The 21,034-nt window shown below is 64.3% G+C and carries 16 protein-coding genes; 11 read left to right on the top strand and 5 right to left on the bottom strand.

Translation table 11 applies throughout. The features are described 5' to 3' along the window. The first annotated feature begins 558 nt into the window (after nt 1–558). A complete protein-coding gene (locus JNM03_RS08635) occupies nt 559–1,368 on the top strand; it encodes a class I mannose-6-phosphate isomerase (protein WP_294036050.1) in 810 nt (269 codons plus the stop codon). Nucleotides 1,369–1,694: 326 nt separating this feature from the next. Here JNM03_RS08635 and JNM03_RS08630 read toward each other — a convergent pair whose 3' ends face one another. Next, nucleotides 1,695–3,104 carry a tannase/feruloyl esterase family alpha/beta hydrolase gene (locus JNM03_RS08630; protein WP_294036049.1) on the bottom strand — a complete coding sequence of 470 codons (1,410 nt, stop codon included), beginning with the start codon at nt 3,102–3,104 and terminating at the stop codon, nt 1,695–1,697. Next, nucleotides 3,076–3,834 carry a phytanoyl-CoA dioxygenase family protein gene (locus tag JNM03_RS08625; RefSeq protein ID WP_294036051.1) on the bottom strand — a complete coding sequence of 253 codons (759 nt, stop codon included), beginning with the start codon at nt 3,832–3,834 and terminating at the stop codon, nt 3,076–3,078. Before JNM03_RS08625 ends, JNM03_RS08630 begins: the two co-directional genes overlap by 29 nt. Nucleotides 3,835–3,933: 99 nt before the next feature. On the opposite strand from JNM03_RS08625, the gene JNM03_RS08620 reads away from it, so the two are divergent. Then, a complete protein-coding gene (locus tag JNM03_RS08620; RefSeq protein ID WP_294036048.1) occupies nt 3,934–4,725 on the top strand; it encodes an AraC family transcriptional regulator in 792 nt (263 codons plus the stop codon). On the opposite strand, the gene JNM03_RS08615 is transcribed toward JNM03_RS08620, so the two are convergent. Then, a complete protein-coding gene (locus JNM03_RS08615; RefSeq protein ID WP_294036047.1) occupies nt 4,726–5,997 on the bottom strand; it encodes a trehalase family glycosidase in 1,272 nt (423 codons plus the stop codon). 21 nt (nt 5,998–6,018) lie between these two features. Next, entirely contained in the window at nt 6,019–8,604 is a 2,586-nt protein-coding gene (locus JNM03_RS08610; RefSeq protein ID WP_294036046.1) for a TonB-dependent siderophore receptor, read from the bottom strand. 150 nt (nt 8,605–8,754) lie between these two features. Between JNM03_RS08610 and JNM03_RS08605 the strand changes: the two genes are divergently transcribed. The 9 genes from JNM03_RS08605 to JNM03_RS08565 all read left to right on the top strand — a co-directional run bounded on the left by JNM03_RS08605 (nt 8,755) and on the right by JNM03_RS08565 (nt 19,115). Beyond that, the gene (locus JNM03_RS08605; RefSeq protein ID WP_294036045.1) at nt 8,755–9,657 is read left to right on the top strand and encodes a LysR substrate-binding domain-containing protein; all 903 of its coding nucleotides are present in this window, start codon (nt 8,755–8,757) and stop codon (nt 9,655–9,657) included. Between the two features lie 88 nt (nt 9,658–9,745). Then, the gene (locus JNM03_RS08600) at nt 9,746–11,056 is read left to right on the top strand and encodes a DUF4147 domain-containing protein (RefSeq protein ID WP_294036044.1); all 1,311 of its coding nucleotides are present in this window, start codon (nt 9,746–9,748) and stop codon (nt 11,054–11,056) included. Between the two features lie 12 nt (nt 11,057–11,068). Then, entirely contained in the window at nt 11,069–12,328 is a 1,260-nt protein-coding gene (locus tag JNM03_RS08595) for an MFS transporter (RefSeq protein ID WP_294036043.1), read from the top strand. After that, complete coding sequence (locus tag JNM03_RS08590) at nt 12,315–13,358, top strand: zinc-binding dehydrogenase (RefSeq protein WP_294036042.1); 1,044 nt, start codon at nt 12,315–12,317, stop codon at nt 13,356–13,358. Before JNM03_RS08595 ends, JNM03_RS08590 begins: the two co-directional genes overlap by 14 nt. Then, the gene (locus JNM03_RS08585; protein ID WP_294036041.1) at nt 13,355–14,335 is read left to right on the top strand and encodes a Gfo/Idh/MocA family oxidoreductase; all 981 of its coding nucleotides are present in this window, start codon (nt 13,355–13,357) and stop codon (nt 14,333–14,335) included. Before JNM03_RS08590 ends, JNM03_RS08585 begins: the two co-directional genes overlap by 4 nt. After that, complete coding sequence (locus tag JNM03_RS08580; protein ID WP_294036040.1) at nt 14,332–16,041, top strand: glycoside hydrolase family 36 protein; 1,710 nt, start codon at nt 14,332–14,334, stop codon at nt 16,039–16,041. Before JNM03_RS08585 ends, JNM03_RS08580 begins: the two co-directional genes overlap by 4 nt. Then, complete coding sequence (locus JNM03_RS08575; RefSeq protein WP_294036039.1) at nt 16,038–17,051, top strand: UDP-glucose--hexose-1-phosphate uridylyltransferase; 1,014 nt, start codon at nt 16,038–16,040, stop codon at nt 17,049–17,051. Before JNM03_RS08580 ends, JNM03_RS08575 begins: the two co-directional genes overlap by 4 nt. Continuing rightward, nucleotides 17,048–18,199 (top strand): galactokinase, encoded by a 1,152-nt coding sequence (gene galK, locus JNM03_RS08570; protein ID WP_294036038.1) that lies wholly within the window; start codon nt 17,048–17,050, stop codon nt 18,197–18,199. Before JNM03_RS08575 ends, galK begins: the two co-directional genes overlap by 4 nt. 22 nt (nt 18,200–18,221) lie before the next feature. After that, nucleotides 18,222–19,115: an ROK family protein gene (locus tag JNM03_RS08565; RefSeq protein WP_294036037.1), complete on the top strand. Its 894-nt coding sequence runs from the start codon at nt 18,222–18,224 to the stop codon at nt 19,113–19,115. 833 nt (nt 19,116–19,948) lie between these two features. Here JNM03_RS08565 and JNM03_RS08560 read toward each other — a convergent pair. After that, nucleotides 19,949–20,893, bottom strand: coding sequence for a site-specific integrase (locus JNM03_RS08560; RefSeq protein ID WP_294036036.1), 945 nt, complete (start codon nt 20,891–20,893; stop codon nt 19,949–19,951). Between the last annotated feature and the right edge of the window lie 141 nt (nt 20,894–21,034).

The raw sequence follows: 21,034 nt of genomic DNA, 5'->3' as shown, positions 1-21,034 counted from the left end.
GCTCGCGGTGTGGGGCGAGCGTCCGAGCCAGGTCGCGAACCGTCCGACATCGCGAAGATAGTTACGCTGCGTCTCGCGCGAAAAGCGGCGCATGGTCATGTCGTCGATCAGGCGCTGGCGCAGCGGGCTGATCGGGCCAATCTGGATAAGCTCGTTCATCGTTCGACTCCTCAGGTGAAGGAGTCGAGGGGGTCCACCTGCGGCAGCCCACGTTCAATCAGGTGCGGCGCTCGCTCGGCCGCTTTACATCGAGGCTAGCACCAATCCGCGGAGCGGTTCGTGCATCGGCCAGCTGCAGGCGTTCCGTGCAGCGCGCTCTACGCAGGTAGGACTTGGGCCGACAAGGAGCCTCGCGGGCCAGTTCGGAAGCCTAGCCGGGAACCGGCCGAGATAGCTTCACAGGGCCCCTTCCCCGCCTAGCAGTAGCTTTGCACGGAGACGGTGCTCGGAAGCCTCGTATTTCTTTGCGTGTGACCGGATGATCATGAGTCGGTCGCAGGAAAGAGCTGCCTTACCGAACCGGCGCTTGACGCCCAGCAAGCGCGCCCACATCTTGCCATGATGCTCATCCGCCTCGAAACCATCGTCGTTGAAAAGCCTTGGGGCCGCACCGATATTCCGCCCGCGTTCGGTGATTTCGGGGGGCGTCGGATCGGCGAGATATGGTTCGCGAACCCCGCTGGCGATGATGCGCCTATCATGGTCAAATTCCTCTTCACGTCGGAGCGGCTGTCGATCCAGGTCCATCCCGACGATGACGCCGCGCAGGCGGCAGGGTATCCGCGCGGCAAGGAAGAATGCTGGCTGATTCTCTCGGCCGATCCGGGCGCCGAGCTCGGCGTTGGTCTTAACGTCCAAACGACGCGCGAAGCGCTCCACGACGCGGCGCTCGACGGCTCGATCGTCGACATGATCGACTGGCGACCGTCGAAAAACGACGATTTCGTTTATAACCGGGCGGGCACAATCCACGCAATCGGGCCCGGCCTGATCGTCGTGGAGGTGCAGCAGAATGTCGATTGCACCTACCGCCTCTACGACTATGGCCGCCCGCGCGAACTGCATCTCGATGCCGGCCTCAGGGTCGCGCACCCCGGCCCGGTCCACGATCCGCGCGATGCCGTCGTCGACCCCCACGCCAACCGCATGTTGGTGAGCGGCCCGCATTTCCACCTCGCGCAGATCGCGGCGCCGATCGATACAGCCTTACTCGAACAGGCCGCGGGCGAGATGACCTTCGTGCCGGTGTCGGCCGGCTGCCGCGTCGCAGGCGAAAGCGTCGCGCTCGGCGAAGCCGTGTTGCTCAGCGCCCCAACGGCCATCGAAATTGACGAGGGTGCGCGCGCGCTGCTCGCTTGGCCCGCATGACGATATGATAAACATCATGGTTCGCTCGCTCAGCGCAACAGTCATCTTGGAGATCATATTGACCTTCCGCAATCGGCCATTCGAAGCTGTGTAAGATAATACGACCAGAGCGTCGCATTCGCGATGAGGATGTTGTGGCGCGCCCGGGGGCTGCCGCTCGATAAGAAATGATCGCTACCCGTCTCCGCTTCGATCCTGCGGGGCCTATCAGCTGCATATCGTCGAGCCGGCCTTACGCCTCATTGCGCGGTAAAATAGCAGTTTGCTTCTCAAGACTTCGCCCAGAATCGGCCCGACCGAATGCGCGAAAAGTCTGACACCGTTTGTTACTTTACGGGGCCGTTTCCAGTTGATTGCTGAGTAGCACCGACAGGCAGCAAGCTGATGTGTGAATTGCCGTCGCCGCTTTTCAGCGCGCGGGGTGCCTGGCCTTTTTCCGCCCACTGCTCGAGCGCCAATCGGACATCATAGGCCGGTCGCGCGAAACGGGCCGGTGCCTCGATAGACTGGCCGAAACTCACTGCGCCCATACCACCTTGGCAGTGCAGCATGCCCGGGACCATGAAGAGACGGTAGAAATCGGTAGCCGGGCCCGGCCCGTTCGTCGCGCGTTCGACCGACCGATACCATTGTAATCCGAGCTCGGGGGAGATGACGGCGTCGGCCCAACCGAAATAAGACAGGATCTTGCCACCATGATCGCGGAAGGCCTCAAGCTCCTCGGGAAGGACGTCTAGGTGGGACGACAGCGTCGCTGTGTCATATTGGCCGAAGAGGTGCTGCCTCGCCTCTTCGGCGAAGCCCAGCTGTGACGGTGCTGCGATATCCGGATTGACGACCCAGCGCTCCCAATCCTCGACATCCATGGCGGCGGGCACATAGCCGGCGTTGATTATGGCCTGCAGGCTGGCGCGTTGCGGGGGCGAGAGGCATGTCGCATCGGCCGTGTCGCGGCAGGTCAGGCGATCCCAGTCGGGGCGGCAGGCATTGGGCCGTTGTGCTATCCCGTTTCGAACCGAGCGGGCTGGGCAGGCCGCGATAGCGGAGCGCCGTATGAGTTCCAGTTGCGGCTTGCCGAGCCAGGCGCCTGGTGCCCGGACGGCACGCTGAACCCGATCAAAGCCTCGCAATTGGACGGTCCACGGATTTGCGGGCGCGCCGGCTAATATGCCGTCCCAGTCCTCGGGCCAGCGTGCCGCCGCCATCAGCGCCATGCGGCCGCCGTTCGAGCAACCCATGAAATAGCGGTGCGCGGGCGGGCGGTGATAATAGGCGCCGACGATCGCCTGTGCGGCATCGCGCGTCGCCTTGATCGAGCGCCAGCCATAGTCGGCAAGGGCGACAGGATTGTCCGCTGCCCAGCGTGCGTCGAACCCGGTGCCGCGATGTCCGGTGTCGGTCGCCGCGATCGCGTCACCGCGCCGCGCGCCCTCGTCGAGCGTCGGCAGGTGGATCGCGCCGGCAAAGCCGCCATTGCCGATCTGATAATATCGCCCGCTCCAGCGCGCGGGCGCGGGCAGATAGACGGTAAAACGGATGTCCGACCCGGCGACCGGATGTGCCGACCCGTCGACCATGCAGATGCCATCCGACAGGCGCGCGTTCGCCACGACTGCCTTGTCGATGGCAAGGCCGGCAAGATCGGCGCAGAAATCCCCCGCGGCGGGGCTGCCGAACGACAGAAGCAGCGGCAGCCAGGCGAAGGCGTCAGGCAGCTTGCTCGTCTTCCCACGCAAATTTGAACGCGCCGGCGGTCGGGTCGATGCCGGCGAGCATCATTCCCTGACCGCGCGAGCTGTGCCGGTCGTTGAGTGGCATGTCGGCGGGATCGCGAAGCTGGATCAGCAAGGTCGTGCGCGGTTCGTCCGAGGTGTTGAGGCCGGACCCGTGTACGGTCAGATAGTGGAAAAACAGCGCGTCGCCTGCCTTCGCGGGAAGCGGGGTGGCGCCCTCGATCGGATAGATTTCGGTCGACGCGTGGTGGTCGGCACCCTCGGCGGGCAACGGACCAAGCTTGTGTGTGCCGGGATAGACGCGCAGGCAACCCTTTTCCTCGGGCGCATCGTCGAAGTGCAGGATCACGGCGATCATCGAATGGTCGCGATGCGGGAAATATGGGTAATCCTGATGCATCGGAAAGGGCGAGCCCTTCTCGGGCGGCTTGATGAACATCTTGTTGTGGTGAAGCTGGACGTTCGGTCCGATGATATCCTGCGCGATCTCGGTCAGTCGCGGGTCGGTGAGCAGGCGCGTCACCATCGCCGAGCGGAAATGGACGTCGTGGCAGTGGGTGATCGTCGTGCCGCTGCCGCGCAAGCTGTCCCATGTCGCGTCGCTGTTTCCCTCATTGTCCGCGATACGATGCATTTCCGCGCGGAACGCCGCCGCTTCTTCAGGGCTGAACAGACCGGAGACAAGGACATAGCCCTGGTCGTCATAGAATTTTTTCTGCTCTTCGCTCAGCATCACCGGGGCATCCTCTTGGTATCGATATGGCCGGATGGTGCCGCGTCCGGTCGATCATCGCAATTGGTTTGTGACCAATCTTGTGGTAAAAAGTCGAATATGCAAAGTATCGACCTGCCGCTTGAGGATTTGCCGCGCGTCGCCGTTGCCGGACAGTTCGCGTTGGCCGACCGCCGATTTGCGACGATCCATCAGGGACGTACGCATGCGCTGCATCTCCACGGCTACACGGGCGAAATGGAGCTGGCGGGAAAACGCATCCGCATCGCGCCCGGCGACGTGACGCTCAGCCCTGCGGGGCTGCCATCGAGCTACGATCTTGCCGCACCCGGCACCCACTGGTGCATCCATATCGAAGCCGGCGAGGGGCCGGGGGCGTGCGCGCCTGTCGCGCTGCACTTGCCCGATTGCGCGGCATTGCGGGAACGCTTTGCGCATGTCAGCGGTCTGTTCGCGACCGCGAGCGACCCGATCGCGCATATCGCCGCGCGGCTCGCGGCACAGGAGTTGTTGCTGACGCTCGCGCGGCGCACCGATCCGCTGCCCGAGGATGACGCCGCGGCGCGCGCCGCCGAATTTATCGACCGTCATTTCTCCGAAGCGATCGGCGTTCGCGACATTGCCGCCGCGGCGGGGCGTTCGCCGGCCTATCTCGCGCGGCTTTTCCGAAGCCGGTTCGGCACCACCGTGCCGCACCGCCTGCTTCAGCGGCGCGCCGAACATGCGCGCTTCCTGCTCGAATCGACCGACCTGCCGATATGGCGCGTCGCCGAGCGCTGCGGCGTCGCCGACGCGCAGCGCTTCAACAAGATGGTGCGGAGCCTGCTCGGGGCGAGCCCGAGCGCGGTGCGTACGCGGGTGAGGGGACCGGTGGTCGATCCCGACCGCTGACTAGCTCCAAGCGAGCCAGATCGCTGCGGTCCACGAGAAATCGTCGCCGCCGCTGCCCGATCCGTCGACGGGGCTGTACGCTTCGTAAAAGCCGTTGCGCTCCATCAGCGCGAGCGTGTCATGGCGCACGCGGGCGGCCTCGGCGTCGAAGCCCGCTTCGGCAAGGCCGGTGCCGATCATGTAATTGACCACCGCCCACACCGGGCCACGCCAATAGCGGATCATCTGGAAACCCGGGTCCTCGGGGTCGAGGCTGGGCATCAGATATTCGACCTTGCTGCCGATGCGGTGCAGGTGCGCGAGCATCGCGGCATCCTTGGCAGGATCGGCGAGGCCGGCATAGAAGCTGAGGAACGAGGCGCTGGTGATGAAACCCGACGAGCGGCCGGTGAGCAGGTCACGCGAGCACCAGCTGTGCTTTTCCTCGTCCCACAGCCAGTCGATCCCGGCTTCGGCCTTTGCGATCATCGCCCGGATTTCGGCGGCTTCGGCGTCGCGGCCAAGATAGTCGGCAAGGTGGAGCAGGTCGCGGTTCGCGCGCAGCAGGATCATCGACATGCCGATATCGGCAACCTTGAACGGGTTGCCCGCGGTGATCTTCGCATGGTCCCAGCCCTGCGCGACGCCATATTGGACGAGCGCGAGATAGCGGTCATATTCCAGCTTGGTCGGTCGCATCTTCGCGTCGAGATGACCGGTGTCACGCCGTGTATATTCCCCGACGCCCGAGATATCGATCGGCTCGCCAGGGATGTCCCATTCGGGCGAATTGTCGCGGCCGGTCTCCCACGGATGCATCGCCACGACGATGCCGCGGCCATCGGGATCGCGATAATCGCGGAACCAGCGATGCCAGGCGATCAGCTTGTCGAACAGGCTTTCAAGGCGGAGGCGGTATGCGTCGTCGGCATCGGCCGAGATCGCGCTGTCCCACAGCTTGCGGACGACCGTCGCCGCGACCGGCGGCTGGGTGATGCCCGAGGTGACGGGAGTCTTGCCCGTGGCCCAGACCGAGGGGCCGGGGAAATAGCCGGGATCGTCCTGCCAAAAGACGATGTGCGGCAGAAAACCGTCGTCCCATTGCGCATTGAATAAGGTTTCGACCTCTTTCCATGCGCGGTCGCGGTCCCAGGTGTCGAAACCGAGGGCGACGAAAGCCGAGTCCCAGTTCCACTGGAACGGATAGACCCGGCCGTTGGGGACGGTGTAGCCGCCCCGGTCGTTGGCAGTCAGGATGGCGCGGGCACCCGCGTCAAGCTTGTCAGTCGTCATGTCGCGAATGCCCGTTTTCTATCAGAAATTGAAGGTGGCCCGTGCCGTGATGCGACGCGGGAGGACGGGGCGGCCAACGAAATAGGCACCCCCGACCGTCTGGTTGTTGTCGAGACGCGGCGATCCTTCGGTGGTCGCGTCGGTATCGAACACATTGAACACATTCACCCCGAGGCGCAGGCTCTTGTTGCCGAACGGCACGGTGTAGCCGGCGTCGAGGTTGACGATGTTCCACCCGTCGAGCTTGATGGCATTGTTTGACGCGGTGAAATTGTCGCCGGTGTAGTTGGTGAAGAAGGACACATCTAGCGCGCCATCGTCATAATATAGCCCGGCGTTGTACAGGATCTGCGGCTGGCGCTCGAGATCGTTGCCGATGATCGCCGGGTTCGACGTCGGAACGCCGCCGACGTTCGACTGGAACTCGGTATACCTCGCCTTCTGCAGCGTCAGGTTGCCGTTGAAGCGCAAATTGGTGAGCAGCTTCAGGTCGAAGACCGCCTCGACGCCGAAGGATTCGGTGGCGACAAGGTTGACGAGTTCCTGGAAGCCGCCGCCCGGGGCGTTGACGAAGAGCACTTGGCGGCGGTTCTTCAGGCTGGTGTAGAAGGCCGATGCCTCGAGGCTGAAGGCAGGCTGGCTGACCTTGATGCCGCCCTGCACCTGCTTGATGATTTCGCCTTCATAGCTTTGCGTTCCCGGCGAGGCGCTCGCGTTGGCGGCCGTTCCGGCGGGCAGCGGCAGGAAGCCGACCGCGCGAACTTCGGGGAAGAAATAACCGCGGCTGGCGTTGAGGTAGAGGCTGACGTCGTCAGTGACCTTATACAGGGCGCCTGCCGCCAGCGCCCATTCGGTGGTCGATACCTTGCCGGTCAGATAGCCGTCGTTGCCCCAGATCACGTCGCGGAGCGCGCCCGACAGGTTCGGCGTCGTCGCGTCGGTAATCGTCGTCGACGTGCGCTCGCGGCTGATATCACCCTTATAATGTTCGACGCGGCCGCCGATGTCGATGTTGAAGCGCTCGCCGATCTGCATCTGGTCTGCGAAATAGACGGCGTAGCGCTCGGCCTGATGCCGGTTGTTGACGTAACCGCCGCCGGCGTTGAGCAGGCCATTTCGCGAAATGATCGTCGTGGCGCCGCCGACCGGATTGGTGACGGTGAGGTTGACCAGTTGTGGACGATTGTTGAACGCGCCGAGGAAGGTGGTCGTCACATTGACGTCGCGGGCGACCGTATCGGCGTAAAAACCGCCGAGCGTGAAGCTGTGCTCGATGCTGCCGGTCGTCGCCTCCTTGGTGAGGTTCAGCTCGGCCGAAAGGTCGTGCATCGGGCGGTTGCGGTCGGTGAAACGGTTGGCGAACAGGATATCGTCTGCTGCGACCGCGCCGCCACCGACATAGGTGAAGGTCGCGTTGGCAGCGGTGATGCCGTTGAGTTCCGGAATCTGTCCGCGACGTGCTGCGTTGGTGACGAAGGCGTTCAGCGTCTCGGGGACGTTGACGATGCCGTCGCCGTCCGACCACAGCCCGAACTTGTGCTTGTAGTCCGAATATTTGACGCGGCCGTTGATGCCCCAGCCGCTGTCGCCGAACGCCTTATCGAAGGCGATCGCGACCTGACCGCCCTTCGAGGTCACGCCGTCGGTAATGCCGGTGGTGAAGGCGCCGTCGGGGGTGTTGAAGCCGAGCCCCGCGACTGCCGGAGTCATCAACTGATAGACCTTTTTGCCGTCGTTGCCGGCGATACGGCTACGCGTCGTGCCGTCCAGCGGAACAGGCAGATAGAATTGCGCCTGATCGTCGATATACTGGCCGTAAAGCGTGATCGAACCGCTGTCGTCGGGGAACTCATATTTGAGATTGCCGCGGATCTGGAAACCCTCGGTATCGAGCCCCGTCTTGATGGGGCCGTCGTCCTTGCGGTAGAAACCGGACAGCGCGAAAAACAGATTTTCGCCGAGCGGTCCGCTGATCGCCGCATCGCCGCGATAGCGGCCCTTTTCGGCCCATTCGATCTGCGCGGTGCCTTCGAGTTCGTCGCGTCCGGTCTTGCTGATATAGTTGATCAGGCCGGCGACCGAACCGGGGCCGAACAGGTTGGACACACCGCCACGGACGAATTCGAGGCGCGAAATCCCAAGGTCGTTGCGGTAATAAACGTCATAGGCCGACGAGTTGAGACCGAACGTCGACATCACCGGGATGCCGTCATACATCAGCGGCGTAAACTGATATTGCCCGCCCGAGGGGAGGCCGCGCACGAACACGTTCGATGCAACTTCGCCGCCGCCGGCGTCGGCCTTGATCGTCGGGATGCTGGCGAGGATGTCTGCCTGGCTGCTGACGCCCAATCGCGCGAGCCCGTCCTCACCGACTGAGGTCACGGCGAGCGGCGTGTCGAGCGCGATACGGCCGCGGCTGGTGCCGGTGACGATGATCGTGTCCTGGTCGCTGGCGACGGCGTCATCGCTTACAACGGCCTCGTCGGCCAAAGGCGACGCGTCCTGCGCCTGTGCAGCCTGAAGCGGGGTCAGCGCCGCGGAAAGCGACGCGGCGCATAGCAGCGAGCCGCGGAAACTGCGCGAAAAACGGCGTTGGATGGTCATGCTGGTCTCCTCCCAATATTTCTTCCAGGCCCTTTGCAGGCCGTTGTCACAAAAACTGAAGGGGGAGGGCCGTGGACGAAAGTCCGTATTGTTGCAACGCTGTGTTGCTGATAATGATATAATAAGCAATAATATTACGGGAGATGGACGATGCTCGATCTGGGCGACCTGCAGGTCTTTTCGAAGATCGTCGAAACCGAAAGCCTGACCAAGGCGGGGCAGGCGCTGGGGCTTCCCAAATCGACTGTCAGCCGGCGCATTTCAAGGCTCGAAGAGAATCTGGGTGTGCAATTGCTCCACCGCTCGACGCGCTCGGTCACGGTGACCGAGGATGGCGCGATGTTCTTCGAATATTGTCTCCGTTCATTGGGGGTATTGCGCGACGGCGAGCGGGCCTTGCAGAACCGGCAGAATGTCCCGCGCGGCGTCGTCAAGATCGCCATCCCCTATGTGCTCGGGCAAAGCCTGATCGGTCCGCTGCTCGCAAGCTTCCTCGATCTCTACCCCGACGTGCGGCTCGTCAGCGTGCTGACCGATGATGCGGTCGGACTGCTCCGCGCCGGCTTCGATGTCGCACTCGCCGTCGGGCCCTTCGCCGATTCCGAACTCGTCGCGGTAAAGCTCGGCGTCACCGAATGCGGAATCTTCGGCGCGCCAGGCTATTTCGAGCGCAAGGGTATGCCGCAGAACCATGTCGAGCTGCCGCGCTTCGACCTGCTCGCGACGGGCACCGTCGACCGCCGCCACCGCTGGCCGCTCCACACCGACACCGAGCAGGTGACGGTCGAATTCTCGCCGCGGCTCGTGTGCAACGATCTCATCCTGCTCCGCCACGCGGTGCGCTCAGAGCTAGGCATCGCAACGCTCCCCGCGTTCCTTTGCAAGAGCGATCTGGCCGAGGGAAAGCTCGTCGAAGTGCTCCCCGGCTGGCAGGCGCCCGACATGAGCTTCTACGCGCTCTTCGCCGACCCGAAGGGCGTCCCCGTCCGCGTCCGGTCGCTGATCGACTATCTGTCGGAGAAGCTAAGGCCTACGCTTTCATGGGAAATTTGAAGTCGTTGCGAAAAATGGAACAAATAGTTCCGCAATCTTGCGCTAGCTGGCCCTGCCGCTCTGCTCCACCCCAAGGGGCAAATCATAAGTGGAGGATGTCATCGCTACCGAGGCTGAACAGGTGAGCCGGACGAGCCAGCGCGACAAGCTGATCGCGCTGTTCCGCGAGTCGGTGCGCGCGGTGAGCCCCGAAGTCGCGATGCCGCGCAAGATACCGCATTCGCCGCACGGCCGCACGGTCGTGATCGCGGTCGGCAAGGCCGCCGCCGAGATGATGCGCGTCGCACAGACCCGCGCCGAGCAGCCGCTAAAAGGATTGGTCGTGACGCGCCACGGCCATCTTCCCGAACCCGCGCCGGCATGGCCCGATGTCGAGATTGTCGAGGCGGGCCATCCCTATCCCGACGAGAACAGTCTGATCGCAGCCGAGCGTGCGCTTGCCATCGCAACCAAGCTGGAAGCCGGCGACAAACTCCTGCTGCTGTTGTCGGGCGGCGGATCCGCCTTGCTCGCGGCGCCTGCGGCGGGGCTGACCCTTTCCGACAAGCAGCAGATCACCCGCGCGCTTCTGCAATCGGGCGCGACGATCGAGGAGATCAACTGCGTCCGCAAGCATCTCTCGCGCGTCAAGGGCGGCCGGCTGTCGGTCGCGGCGGGCGCGGCGCATGTCACGACGTGGATCATTTCCGACATTCCGGGCGACGACCCCAGCTTCGTCTCGTCGGGGCCGACCGTCGCCGACCTCACCAGCCTCTCCGATGCGCGCGACATCGTCGCCAAATATGGCATTGAGCCATCGCCGCAGGTCGCGGCGGCGCTGGACGACCCCGCGAATGAAACCCCCGCCGCCGACGCGCTCGGCATCGCGGGCGGCGAAACGCAGATCATCGCCAAGGCGCGGGACGCGCTCGCCGCAGTGCAGGCGATGGCGGGCGAGGCGGGCTATCAGGTCACCAATCTCGGCGACCAGCTCCAGGCCGAAGCGCGGCACCTCGGCGCCAGCCACGCCGCTCTTGCGCGCCGCATGGCAAAGGACGGCAACGCCCGCGTCATCATCTCGGGCGGCGAGACCACGGTGACGGTCACCAACAAGGCGGGGCGCGGCGGCCGCAACCTCGAATATCTGCTTGGCCTCGCGATCGCACTGAACGGCGAGCGAGGCATCTTCGCCATCTCGTGCGACACCGACGGCATCGACGGCACCGACGATGCGGCGGGGGCGACGATCGGTCCCGACACGCTGGCGCGCGCGGCCGCGGCGGGTCTTGTCCCGGCCGAATATCTGGCGTCGAACAACGCCTACAGCTTTTTCGAAAAACTCGGAGACCTGGTCATAACCGGGCCCACATTGACCAATGTGAACGACTTTCGGGCGATCCTGATCGACCCTGGAGCGTAAGGGAGAGAAGACATGGTGGGGAATAAAGGAGGCTTGGCTGCACGCGCCAACTATCCGTGGATATTGATCGGCCTGCTCTGGCTCGTCGCCTTCCTCAACGCAGCCGACCGCAACATCCTGCTCGCCGTGCTTCCTGACCTGAAGGCCGAATTCGACCTGACCGATACGCAGCTCGCGCTGCTCGGCTCGGTCTTTTTCTGGATTTACGCCGTCGGCGCCTTCGTCGCGGGGCGCATCGGCGACAGCGTGCGCCGCAGCCGGCTGATCATCTTCGGCCTCGTTTTCTGGAGCGTCGCGACGGGCATGTCGAGCCTAGCCACGGGTTTTGCGCTACTGCTCGCGATGCGCGCCCTCGTCGCGGTCGGCGAGTCCACATATTATCCCACCGCCACCGCGCTGATCGGCGACTGGCACAAGCCCCAGATGCGCAGCCGCGCGCTGTCGCTCCACCAGACCGCGGTATTCGCGGGCTCAGGCCTCGGCGCGGTCGCGGCGGGCTATATTGCCGACGCCTTCAGCTGGCACGCGCCCTTCCTGATCTTCGGCGGCATCGGCCTGATTTACGTCGGAGTTCTGTGGTTCTTCCTCCACGACGCTCCGATCGTCCACACTGCCGCCGAGGAAGGCAAGCCCGCCGAGCCGATCGGCATCGTCCTCCGCATCCCTGCGGCGCTGATCCTTTGCGTGGTGTTCGCGCTCGCAACCGGGGCATCGACCGGCGTGACCTTCTGGGCGCCCTATTTCGTCAAGAATCTGCTTGGCCTCAACCTTGCGGAATCGGCATGGGTCGGTTCGGCAACGATCAACATCGCGGGCTTCTGCGCGGTGCCGCTCGGCGGGCTGCTTGCCGACACGCTGGCGAAGAAATCGCCGATCGGCCGCTTTACGACCTTGGCGATCGGCCTCGGGCTGGCAGCGCTGTTGCTGCTGCCGTTGCTCGGCGCGAAGACCGCGACGCAGATCGGCATGGTCCTCGTCGCGACCAGCATAGCGAAGGGCATCTTCGACGGCTGCATCTATGCCGCGATGCAGGACGTCGTGCCGCCGCATGCGCGCGCCACCGCCGTCGGCATGATGACGATGATCGGCTTCCTCGGCGCCGGCATCACCCCGATCCTCGTCGCATGGATCGGCGAAAGCTTCGGTATGGGGTCGGGGATTGTCGCGATGGCCGGGCTCTATGCGCTCGCCGTTCTCATCCTGCTCGGCACCCGCCTGCAGGCCCGCCGCGGCGTCGCGGCCAATCAGGAGGTCGTCCATGTTGTCGAGTAAGGCGCTGATCCTCACCGCGCCGCGCACGCTGGCGTTCGAAGACAGCGCGTTCGCCCCGCTCGGTCCCGACGAGGTGCGCATTCGCACGCTCTTCTCGGGGATCAGCGCGGGCACCGAGCTGACCCAATATCGCGGGACCAACCCGTTCATGCACCGCCGCTTCGACGAGGTGCAGCGCCTGTTCGTCGATGCCGAGGTGCCGAGCTGGGACTGGCCTGTGCGCAACCTCGGTTATGAGGAATCGGGGGAGATTATCGAGGTTGGCGGCGGCATCGCGGACCTGAAGGTCGGCCAGCGCCTCTTCGGAACCTGGAACCACAAGACGCACCATGTCGCGACTGCCGAATACGTCCGCGACCGGCTGCTCCCCGAGGGTGCCGACCCGCGCATCGGCATCTTCTCGCATATCGGCGCGGTCGCGCTGAACGGCGTCCACGACGCGCAGATCCGCATCGGCGATACCATCGCGGTGTTCGGCCTCGGCGTACCGGGCCAGATCGTCGCGCAGGCTGCCCGCGCATCGGGCGCGCGCGTGATCGCGATCGACCCCGACGCTGCGCGCCGCGACATCGCGCTCCGCCGCGGCGCGCATCTCGCGATCGACCCCGCTGGAGCTGCGGAAGAGATCAAGCGTCTCACCGGCGGTCGCGGCGCCGATGCGTGCATCGAAGTGTCGGGCGCACCGCCTGCGCTCGGCGAGGCGATCCGCGCCGCAGCCTATAATGCGCGCGTCGTCGCGATGGGTTTCTTCCAGGGCGCGATCCCGGGGTTGAAGCTGGGCGAAGAGTTCCACCACAATCGCATCCAGCTCATCTGCTCGCAAATCTCGGGCGTGTCGCCCGACGCGAGCTATCGCTGGTCGAAGCCGCGGCTCTGGCGGAGCGCGATCGAGCTGCAGCACGATGGTACGCTCGACCTGATCCCGCTGATCACGCACCGCGCACCGTTCGAAGACGCGCCGAAGCTGTTCGACCAGCTCGACCAAGGCGCGCCCGGCATGCTGCAGGCGATGCTGGAGTTCGGCGCGTGAGTGCGCTTCGCGTCGGCCTGCTCGGCTGCGGCGGCATCGGTGCGCGCCATGCGGGCGCGGTTGCCGAATTATCGAACGACATGAAACTGGTCGCCTGCTGCGGCCGCGATGCGGAGAGGACGCGGGCGTTTGCGGAGGGTCGCACTGCCGCCGCCTATACCGACCTCGACGCTATGCTGCGGCAGGAGCGTCTCGATCTCGTCATTGCGACATTGCCCCCCTATAATCGCGGTGGCGAGATCGAGCGCGTTGCACGGGCAGGCGTCCACCTGCTCGTCGAAAAGCCGATCGCGCTGAACCAGCAAGCCGCCGATGCGATGGTCGCCGATGTGTCGGCCACCGGCGTCGTCGCAGCGATCGGCTTCATGTACCGCTTCGGCGATGCGGTGCGGCGCTGGAAAGCTGCCGAAACCGGAAAGGTCGGGCTTTACGCCGGCGCCTATCACTGCAATGCGCTCCACGCCGACTGGTGGCGCGAGGAAGCGAAATCGGGCGGCCAGATTCTCGAGCAGGTGATCCACCAGATCGACCTGATCCGCCACATGATGGGCGAGCCTGACACCGTCTATGCCCGCCGCTCCAATTTCGCGCATCACGATACGCCGGGCTATGATGTCGAAGATATCAGCGCGATCCTCTTCGGCTGGGACGACGGCCGCATAGCCACGCTGGGCGCGTCGAACATCGCGATCCCCGGCGTATGGCACAAGGAATGGGCGGTCTATGCCGAACGCATGACCGGGCGGTTCACCAGCTGGAACGACGCCGTGCTGACGCGCACGACCGGCGAGGTAGCGGTAGACGAAATCGCCGGACGGACCGACCCGTTTGTCGCGCAGCTTGCCGACGTGCATCGCGCGATCACGACCGGCAGCACTCCCTATATTCCGCTCGCCGAGGGCGCGGCGTCGCTGAAGCTTGCGCTCGCGGCGCGGCAGTCGGCCGACGGGCGGCGCGAGATCCGGCTGAACCCATGAGCATGTTCGGGAAGAGCGGGATTACCTTCGACGGCGTGCAACCGTTGCTCGACGGCGTGGTGCCGGCCTGTACGGCGACCGTGCTCGCCAACGGGATCGAATGGACGCTCGATGGCGGTGGTTCGATCGTGTTGACGGTGGACGACGGGGAAGTGACGCGCCTCGATGTCTCGGCGACCGGTCTCGGCGAAGCGCCGCTGTCGCTGGGGCTGCGTTTCGATGCGGTCGCCGGCGTGCGGCGGTATCTTCGCAACGGCTATCACAGCTGGGACGGCAGTTTCTTTGCCGATCCCGGCACCCCTGCGGGCGATGCGCCGCCGGGCAAGGAGCCGACGCTCGGCTTCGCGATGACTGCGCTGGTGCCCGCGGAAGGGCAGGGCGCCGTCGTCCTCGGCTTCGACCGCCACGACCGTTTCCAGAACCGCTTTCGCTTCGGCGGCGATGCCAGCGCGATGGCGATCGATGTCGAAACCTTGCTCGACCGCACCGGTGCGACTTCGGCTGAAAACCTGCTTCTCTACGCCGACGCCGACGTCGAACAGGCGCTGATCCGCTGGTCCGGGCATGTCGCCGCCGCGTCTCCGACGCTCCCGCGCCTTCCCGAAAAACGCATCAAGGGCTGGTGTTCCTGGTACAATCTCTACGCCGCGATCACCGAGGAAAATATTCGCGAGCATCTGGCCGCCGCCGCGACCTATCGCGACGCGCATGGCGCCGATCTCGACATCTTCCTGATCGACGACGGCTTCACGCCGGAAATGGGCGACTGGCTCGACGTCAAGCCGCAGTTCGCCCGCGGGATGAAGCCGCTGCTGAGCGAAATCGCAGGCACGGGCTTCACGCCCGGCCTGTGGATCGCGCCCTTCATGGTCGGCAATCGCAGCCGCCTCTACGCCGAGCATCCCGATTGGGTCGTACGCGAAAAGGCGACCGGCACGCCGCTGATCCAGATGGCCTTTTACGGCGAGTTCCGCTGGCACAAGCGCAGCGAGGAATATTATGTCCTCGACATCACGCATCCGGACGCAGAAGCCTATATCCGGCGCGTCTTTCGTGCCTGGGCGCACGACTGGGGCGCGCGTTATTTCAAGACCGACTTCATGTTCTTCGGCGCCGAATATGGTCCCGATCATGTGGTCTGGCACGAGGCAGGTCTCTCGCGCATCGCAATCTGGCGCAAGATGGGATCGATCATCCGCGAGGAGATTGGCGACGCGCTCTGGCTCGGCTGCGGCTGTCCGCTCTGGGCCTCGGTCGGGCTGGTCGATGCGATCCGCATCGGGCGCGATGTCGGGGTCAAATGGTCGGGCGACCAGTCGGCCGAAAGCCTGCTTCGCGATCAGGCGACGCGAAACCATGCCGCGGGCCGGCTGTGGCAGGCCGATCCCGACTGCATCCTTCTGCGCGACCGCTTCCACGACCTGACCGACGCGCAGGTGAAAAGCCTCGCGCTACTCGCGGGTCTGTCGGGCGGTGTACTGATGACGAGCGACCATCTTGGCGAACTGACGCCCGATCGCGCGCGCCTGCTCGACGCGCTCGCGGCGCTCGACGTGGCGGAGTGCCGTTATCCGTCGCTGGGTAATGGAGAGGCGAGCATCGTTCAGCGTGCCATGCTTGCCGACGGGCAGACACTCGAACTGCGACTCGACCCCGAAGCAGGCGAGAGCCAGTGCACCGACAGCGCCGGAGCGATCTGGCCATGACCGGTTTCGATCCGACCGAACACCCGCACCGGCGCTACAATCCGCTGCGCGGCGAATGGATATTGGTGTCGCCGCACCGGGCCAGGCGGCCCTGGCAGGGCGAGCAGGGCAGGGCAGCGACCGACCTGCCGCCGCATTACGACCCGAGCTGCTACCTTTGTCCCGGGAACACCCGCGCGAATGGCGCCATCAACCCTTCGTATTCGGGGCCCTTCGTCTTCGACAATGATTTCGCAGCGCTGTTGCCCGGCACGCCCGAACCCGCGGCGGGCGACGATCCGCTGTTCCGCGCCGCGGGCGCGTCGGGTACCTCGCGCGTCATCTGCTTCTCGCCCGACCATGCGCGCGGGCTGCCCTTGCTGCCGGATGCCGAAATCGCTGCGGTCGTCGATTGCTGGTGCGATCAATGCGCCGATCTCGGCCGGGCCCACGCCAATGTCCAGGTTTTCGAGAACCGCGGCGAAATGATGGGCTGCTCCAACCCGCATCCGCACGGGCAAGTGTGGGCGACAAGACATATCCCCGCCGAGATCGAATGCGAGGACGTCAACCAGCGCGCATGGGCGGGTCCGAAGCCGATGCTTTTCGAACTCGCCGAACGCGAAGCCGGCGGCCCGCGATCCGTGGCCGAAAATAGCGACTGGCTCGCGATCGTCCCCTATTGGGCGAGCTGGCCGTTCGAGACCCTGCTGCTGCCGCGCTTCGCGGTGCAGCGATTGCCACAGCTCGATGCGGCGAAGCGGCAGAGTCTCGCCGCGATTCTCGGCGAGCTTACCCGCCGCTACGACGCGCTCTTCGATTGCGCCTTTCCCTATTCGATGGGTTGGCACGGTGCGCCCTTCGGTGAGGAGGATATAGGTCATTGGCAACTCCACGCGCATTTTTACCCGCCGCTCCTCCGCTCGGCGACGGTGCGCAAATTCATGGTCGGTTATGAAATGCTCGCCGAGGCGCAGCGTGACCTGACCCCCGAACAGGCGGCCGAACGGCTGCGTGCGGTGATGCCGTGACTCTCGCCGAACGCACGCTGGCCCGTTTTTCCGCGCTGGTCGGTGCCACGCCCGACTTGGCGGTGCGCGCGCCGGGCCGCGTCAACCTGATCGGCGAGCACACCGACTATAACGACGGCTTCGTCCTCCCCGCCGCCATCGGCCTGCAAAGCATCGTCGCGGTGCGCCGCCGTCCCGACAGCATCGTTCGCATGATCGCCGCCGATTTCGGCGATGCGGTCAGCGAATTCGATCTCGGCCGGCCGATCGCGCGCGATCCCGGGCAGCCCTGGTCCGACTATATCCGCGGTGTAGCGACGGTCCTGCAGGCCGAGGACGTCCAGCTCGGCGGCCTCGACATGCTTGTCGCAGGCGACATCCCGCAAGGGTCGGGTCTGTCTTCCTCGGCGTCGCTCTCGGTCGCGAGCGGCATGGCGTTCGGCGGGCTGTTCGCGCCCGGCCGCTTCGACGCCACGCAAATCGCATTAATCGCCCAGCGCGCCGAATGCGATTTCGTCGGGATGCGCTGCGGCAATATGGACCAGCTCGCATCGGCGCACGGTGCCGTCGATCATGCGCTGCTGATCGACTGTCGCAGCCTCGCCGTGCGGCCCGTCGCGCTACCGCCGGACATGGCCATCCTGATCGTCCATTCGGGGATCAGTCGCGGCCTCGTTGATGGTCACTACAACGAACGCCGCGCCCAGTGCGAAGTCGTCGCGCACCAGCTCGGCGCCCCGGCGCTTCGCGATGTCACGCTCGACCAGCTCGAGGGCGCACGGGCCGACCTCGACCCCTTCGCCTACCGCCGCGCGCGCCACGTCGTCAACGAAAACGCCCGCACGCTCGCCGCGGCCGAGGCGATGGCCGCAGGCGATCTCGTCACGCTTGGCGAACTGATGGCCGCCTCGCACGTCTCGATGCGCGACGATTTCGAAATCACGCTCCCCGCGATCGACGAACTGGTCGCCGAACTCCAAACCGCAATCGGCAACCGCGGCGGCGCGCGCATGACCGGCGGCGGCTTTGGCGGCGCGGTCGTCGCGCTCGTCGAAGCCGATGCTGCGGAAGCGTTAGCCCGGCAAATCGTAGCGCGCTATCGGACGCCGGACGACGAAAAGCCGCTGATCATGGTCGAACGCGCCCACGCCGGCGCGTCCTTCCTTTAAAAATGGCGCGAGGGACGGGACGATGAATGAAAAAATAGCGCTGATCGAAGCGGGCGGCACCAAATTCATCGTCGGTGTCGGCGATGCATCGCGGCAAATCCACGCCCGCACCCGCATCGATACGGCGCGTCCCGAGGAAACGATCCCCGCAGCCATCGACTGGCTGCGCCAGCAGGGCGGCAATTATGCTGCGGTAGGCATCGCAAGCTTCGGCCCGCTGGACCTAGACCCCGCGTCCCCCACATGGGGCCACATCACTCGCACGACCAAGCCGCATTGGAGCGACGCTGACATTGCCGGTCCCTTCGCCGGCGCCTTCGGCTGCCCGGTCGCGATCGACACCGACGTCAACGGCGCCGCGCTCGCCGAATGGATGTGGGGCGCGGGGCACGGAACAGGTTCGACGCTCTACCTGACCATCGGCACTGGCGTCGGCGGGGGTGCGGTTGTCGGCGGGCGGCTGATCTACGGTGTGAGCCACCCGGAGATGGGCCATATCCGGATTCCGCGGCATCCAGCCGATACGGGCTTCGCCGGTCACTGCCCTTTTCACGGCGATTGCCTCGAAGGGCTGGTCGCTGGCCCATCGATCAAGGCGCGTTGGGGCGCATCGCTGTCCGAACTGCCGGTCGATCATATCGGTCATGAAATCGTCGCCTGGTATCTTGCGCAGGCGGCGGCGACCTTTCAGGCGATCCTCGAGCCCGCGCGAGTCATCCTGGGTGGCGGCGTCATGGGGACGCCAGGACTGATCGAGCGCATCCGTGCCGAAGCTTCAGCGGCGTCGAATGGCTATTTCGCAGGCGTTCCGCAGGAAATCATTGTTCCACCTGCGTTGGGTGAGAATACCGGCCTGCTCGGCGCGCTCGCGCTGGCTAAACGGGGGTGTCGGCAACTAAGTCTGCTCGATAGATGATCCTAAACCGTCCGATCGGCAGCCGTTGAGGTGATGGTGTCCCTCGCTGTGTACGGTCAGTCGCTGATGTCAGCTTCTTGAGACCCGCGTCCGAAAGCTGACCGTCTCCACTCGGCCAGGTCGAGCCACTAGCAGCCGGACGGCCACTCGCTCGATTGATATGTAGAAGCCGTTGCCGAGTGCGTCTGAGCGCGCACGTGGGCTATCCATCGGAGGTAGAGCCAGCACCGAAAGTTGCGCGGATGAAGGATGCGACTCGACGGAAAGGGCGATCTCCGTTCTCTATAGGTGCGACAGCGCTCGCGACAGAGGATACCATGCCACCGCAAGCTCCAATTCCAGGGTCTCGTCGTCGTCAGGGTGCATTTCTGCGGACACAATGGTGGTGTGCTTGGAACCAAAAAATATACGGTCCTCGGTGAAATCTATGAGTTCCGCGAGTCTTCGACCGCGTAGCGCCGTTAATACGGTTGTTGGGAATTGGTGATTGCTTAAAAACAAACGTGCAAGAGGTCTGTTCGATACAGCGTTCTGGGGACTATGATAGTCCTCTAAGACTTCAGAATAATGGTATCCTGGCGATAAATAACCTAGGAAAAACGTGTTCTTTCCGTAAGTGTCAAAGCTACCGACCCCGCGATGAATTTCGGATTGTCGGCTTACCAGCGTACGCTTGGGGGACGAGCTGTATCCCAAGCTCAGCACCTCAGAGTCTCGCCGCGACCGAATGCCAGCGAGAAAATTGGATCTACTGGTACCGGCCATCTTCAAAAATCTAACCGCATGGGCCGATATCAATGGGTTGCTCGCCAGCAGCCGATCTGCCGCGACAGTCATCGAACAGCCCGCCGACCGGGACGGACCGACATTCTTGCCGACGATCGAGTGCCTGTTTGGGCGTCGGATAATGCTTCAGGGCGTTCGGCAGCCACTTTAATCGCATCCCAATCGACGAAACTGAACCCAATCCGCTTTAAGTGGGCTGCAAGATTGCCGATCGCCCGTCCCAAACCGTAGCCTCCGCCAACATCTGCGGGCGAATGCCCCATAAGCTGGTCGTGCACGTCCTTAGGAATGTTGGCGTCGCGGCAGAGATCCTTGAAGCTGTGTCGGAAACTATAAAATACGAGGCGCGGGTCGTCGCCCACAGCCTTGTCGATCAGGCGGTTGGCGCGGCGGCTTGCTTCCTTGGTTTTTACGCCCAGCGAATCCGCCACGAGGTCGGGAAAAAGGCGAACCGCCCCGCGCGACCGCATCCGCTGGACGTAATCGAGGAATCCAAGCAGGATGAGTTTGGGGTGGAGAGGTATCACGCGAATTGAACCATCGGTCTTCACCCGATTGTGCTCTTCAATCTCGTCCATGACGTAGTCGGTGACGTCGATATAGGGGACGCCTTGCTCGGACTTGATGTCCGCGAGCAATATCTGCCCTAGTTCCTCAATTCGAGCGCCTGTGCAAAGGCCGAGCAGAAACAACCAGCGCAGGGTCGAATCGGAGACCTTCGATTTGCTCAAGGGGTCAGACCAGCGAGCGGTGAACAGCTCGGCCGCAAACAGCTGAGCGAGTTCGTCCTTGGTAAATGGGCGCCGTTTGCTCTTTTTCGTGTAACCTTCGACTTTGATTCCGGCGGCGATGTTCGCAGGAATGAAGCGCTCCTGGAAAGCGAACCCAAGGAGTGCCTGTACCGCACCTAGGTACTTTTTGATCGATTGTGGCGAAATACGGTCCACACCTGACCTGTCGGCATAGAGCGCATGAATATCGACGAACTCCATTGTCAAACGGCGTTCAAAAGGGACCCCCGATCGGCGTCGAAGAGGGACCCCCTTTTCGGATAATATGATGCTGGTTTGTTGAAGATGGCCTTGCGCTGCGTGCGGCGGAGGGCGGGCGTAGCCCGACCGGAGGCGCGCGCA

Source organism: Sphingopyxis sp. (assembly GCF_016793825.1).
Classification (GTDB): domain Bacteria; phylum Pseudomonadota; class Alphaproteobacteria; order Sphingomonadales; family Sphingomonadaceae; genus Sphingopyxis.
The sequence above is the reverse complement of the archived record's forward strand: the minus strand, read 5'-3'. Positions and strand labels throughout refer to the sequence as shown.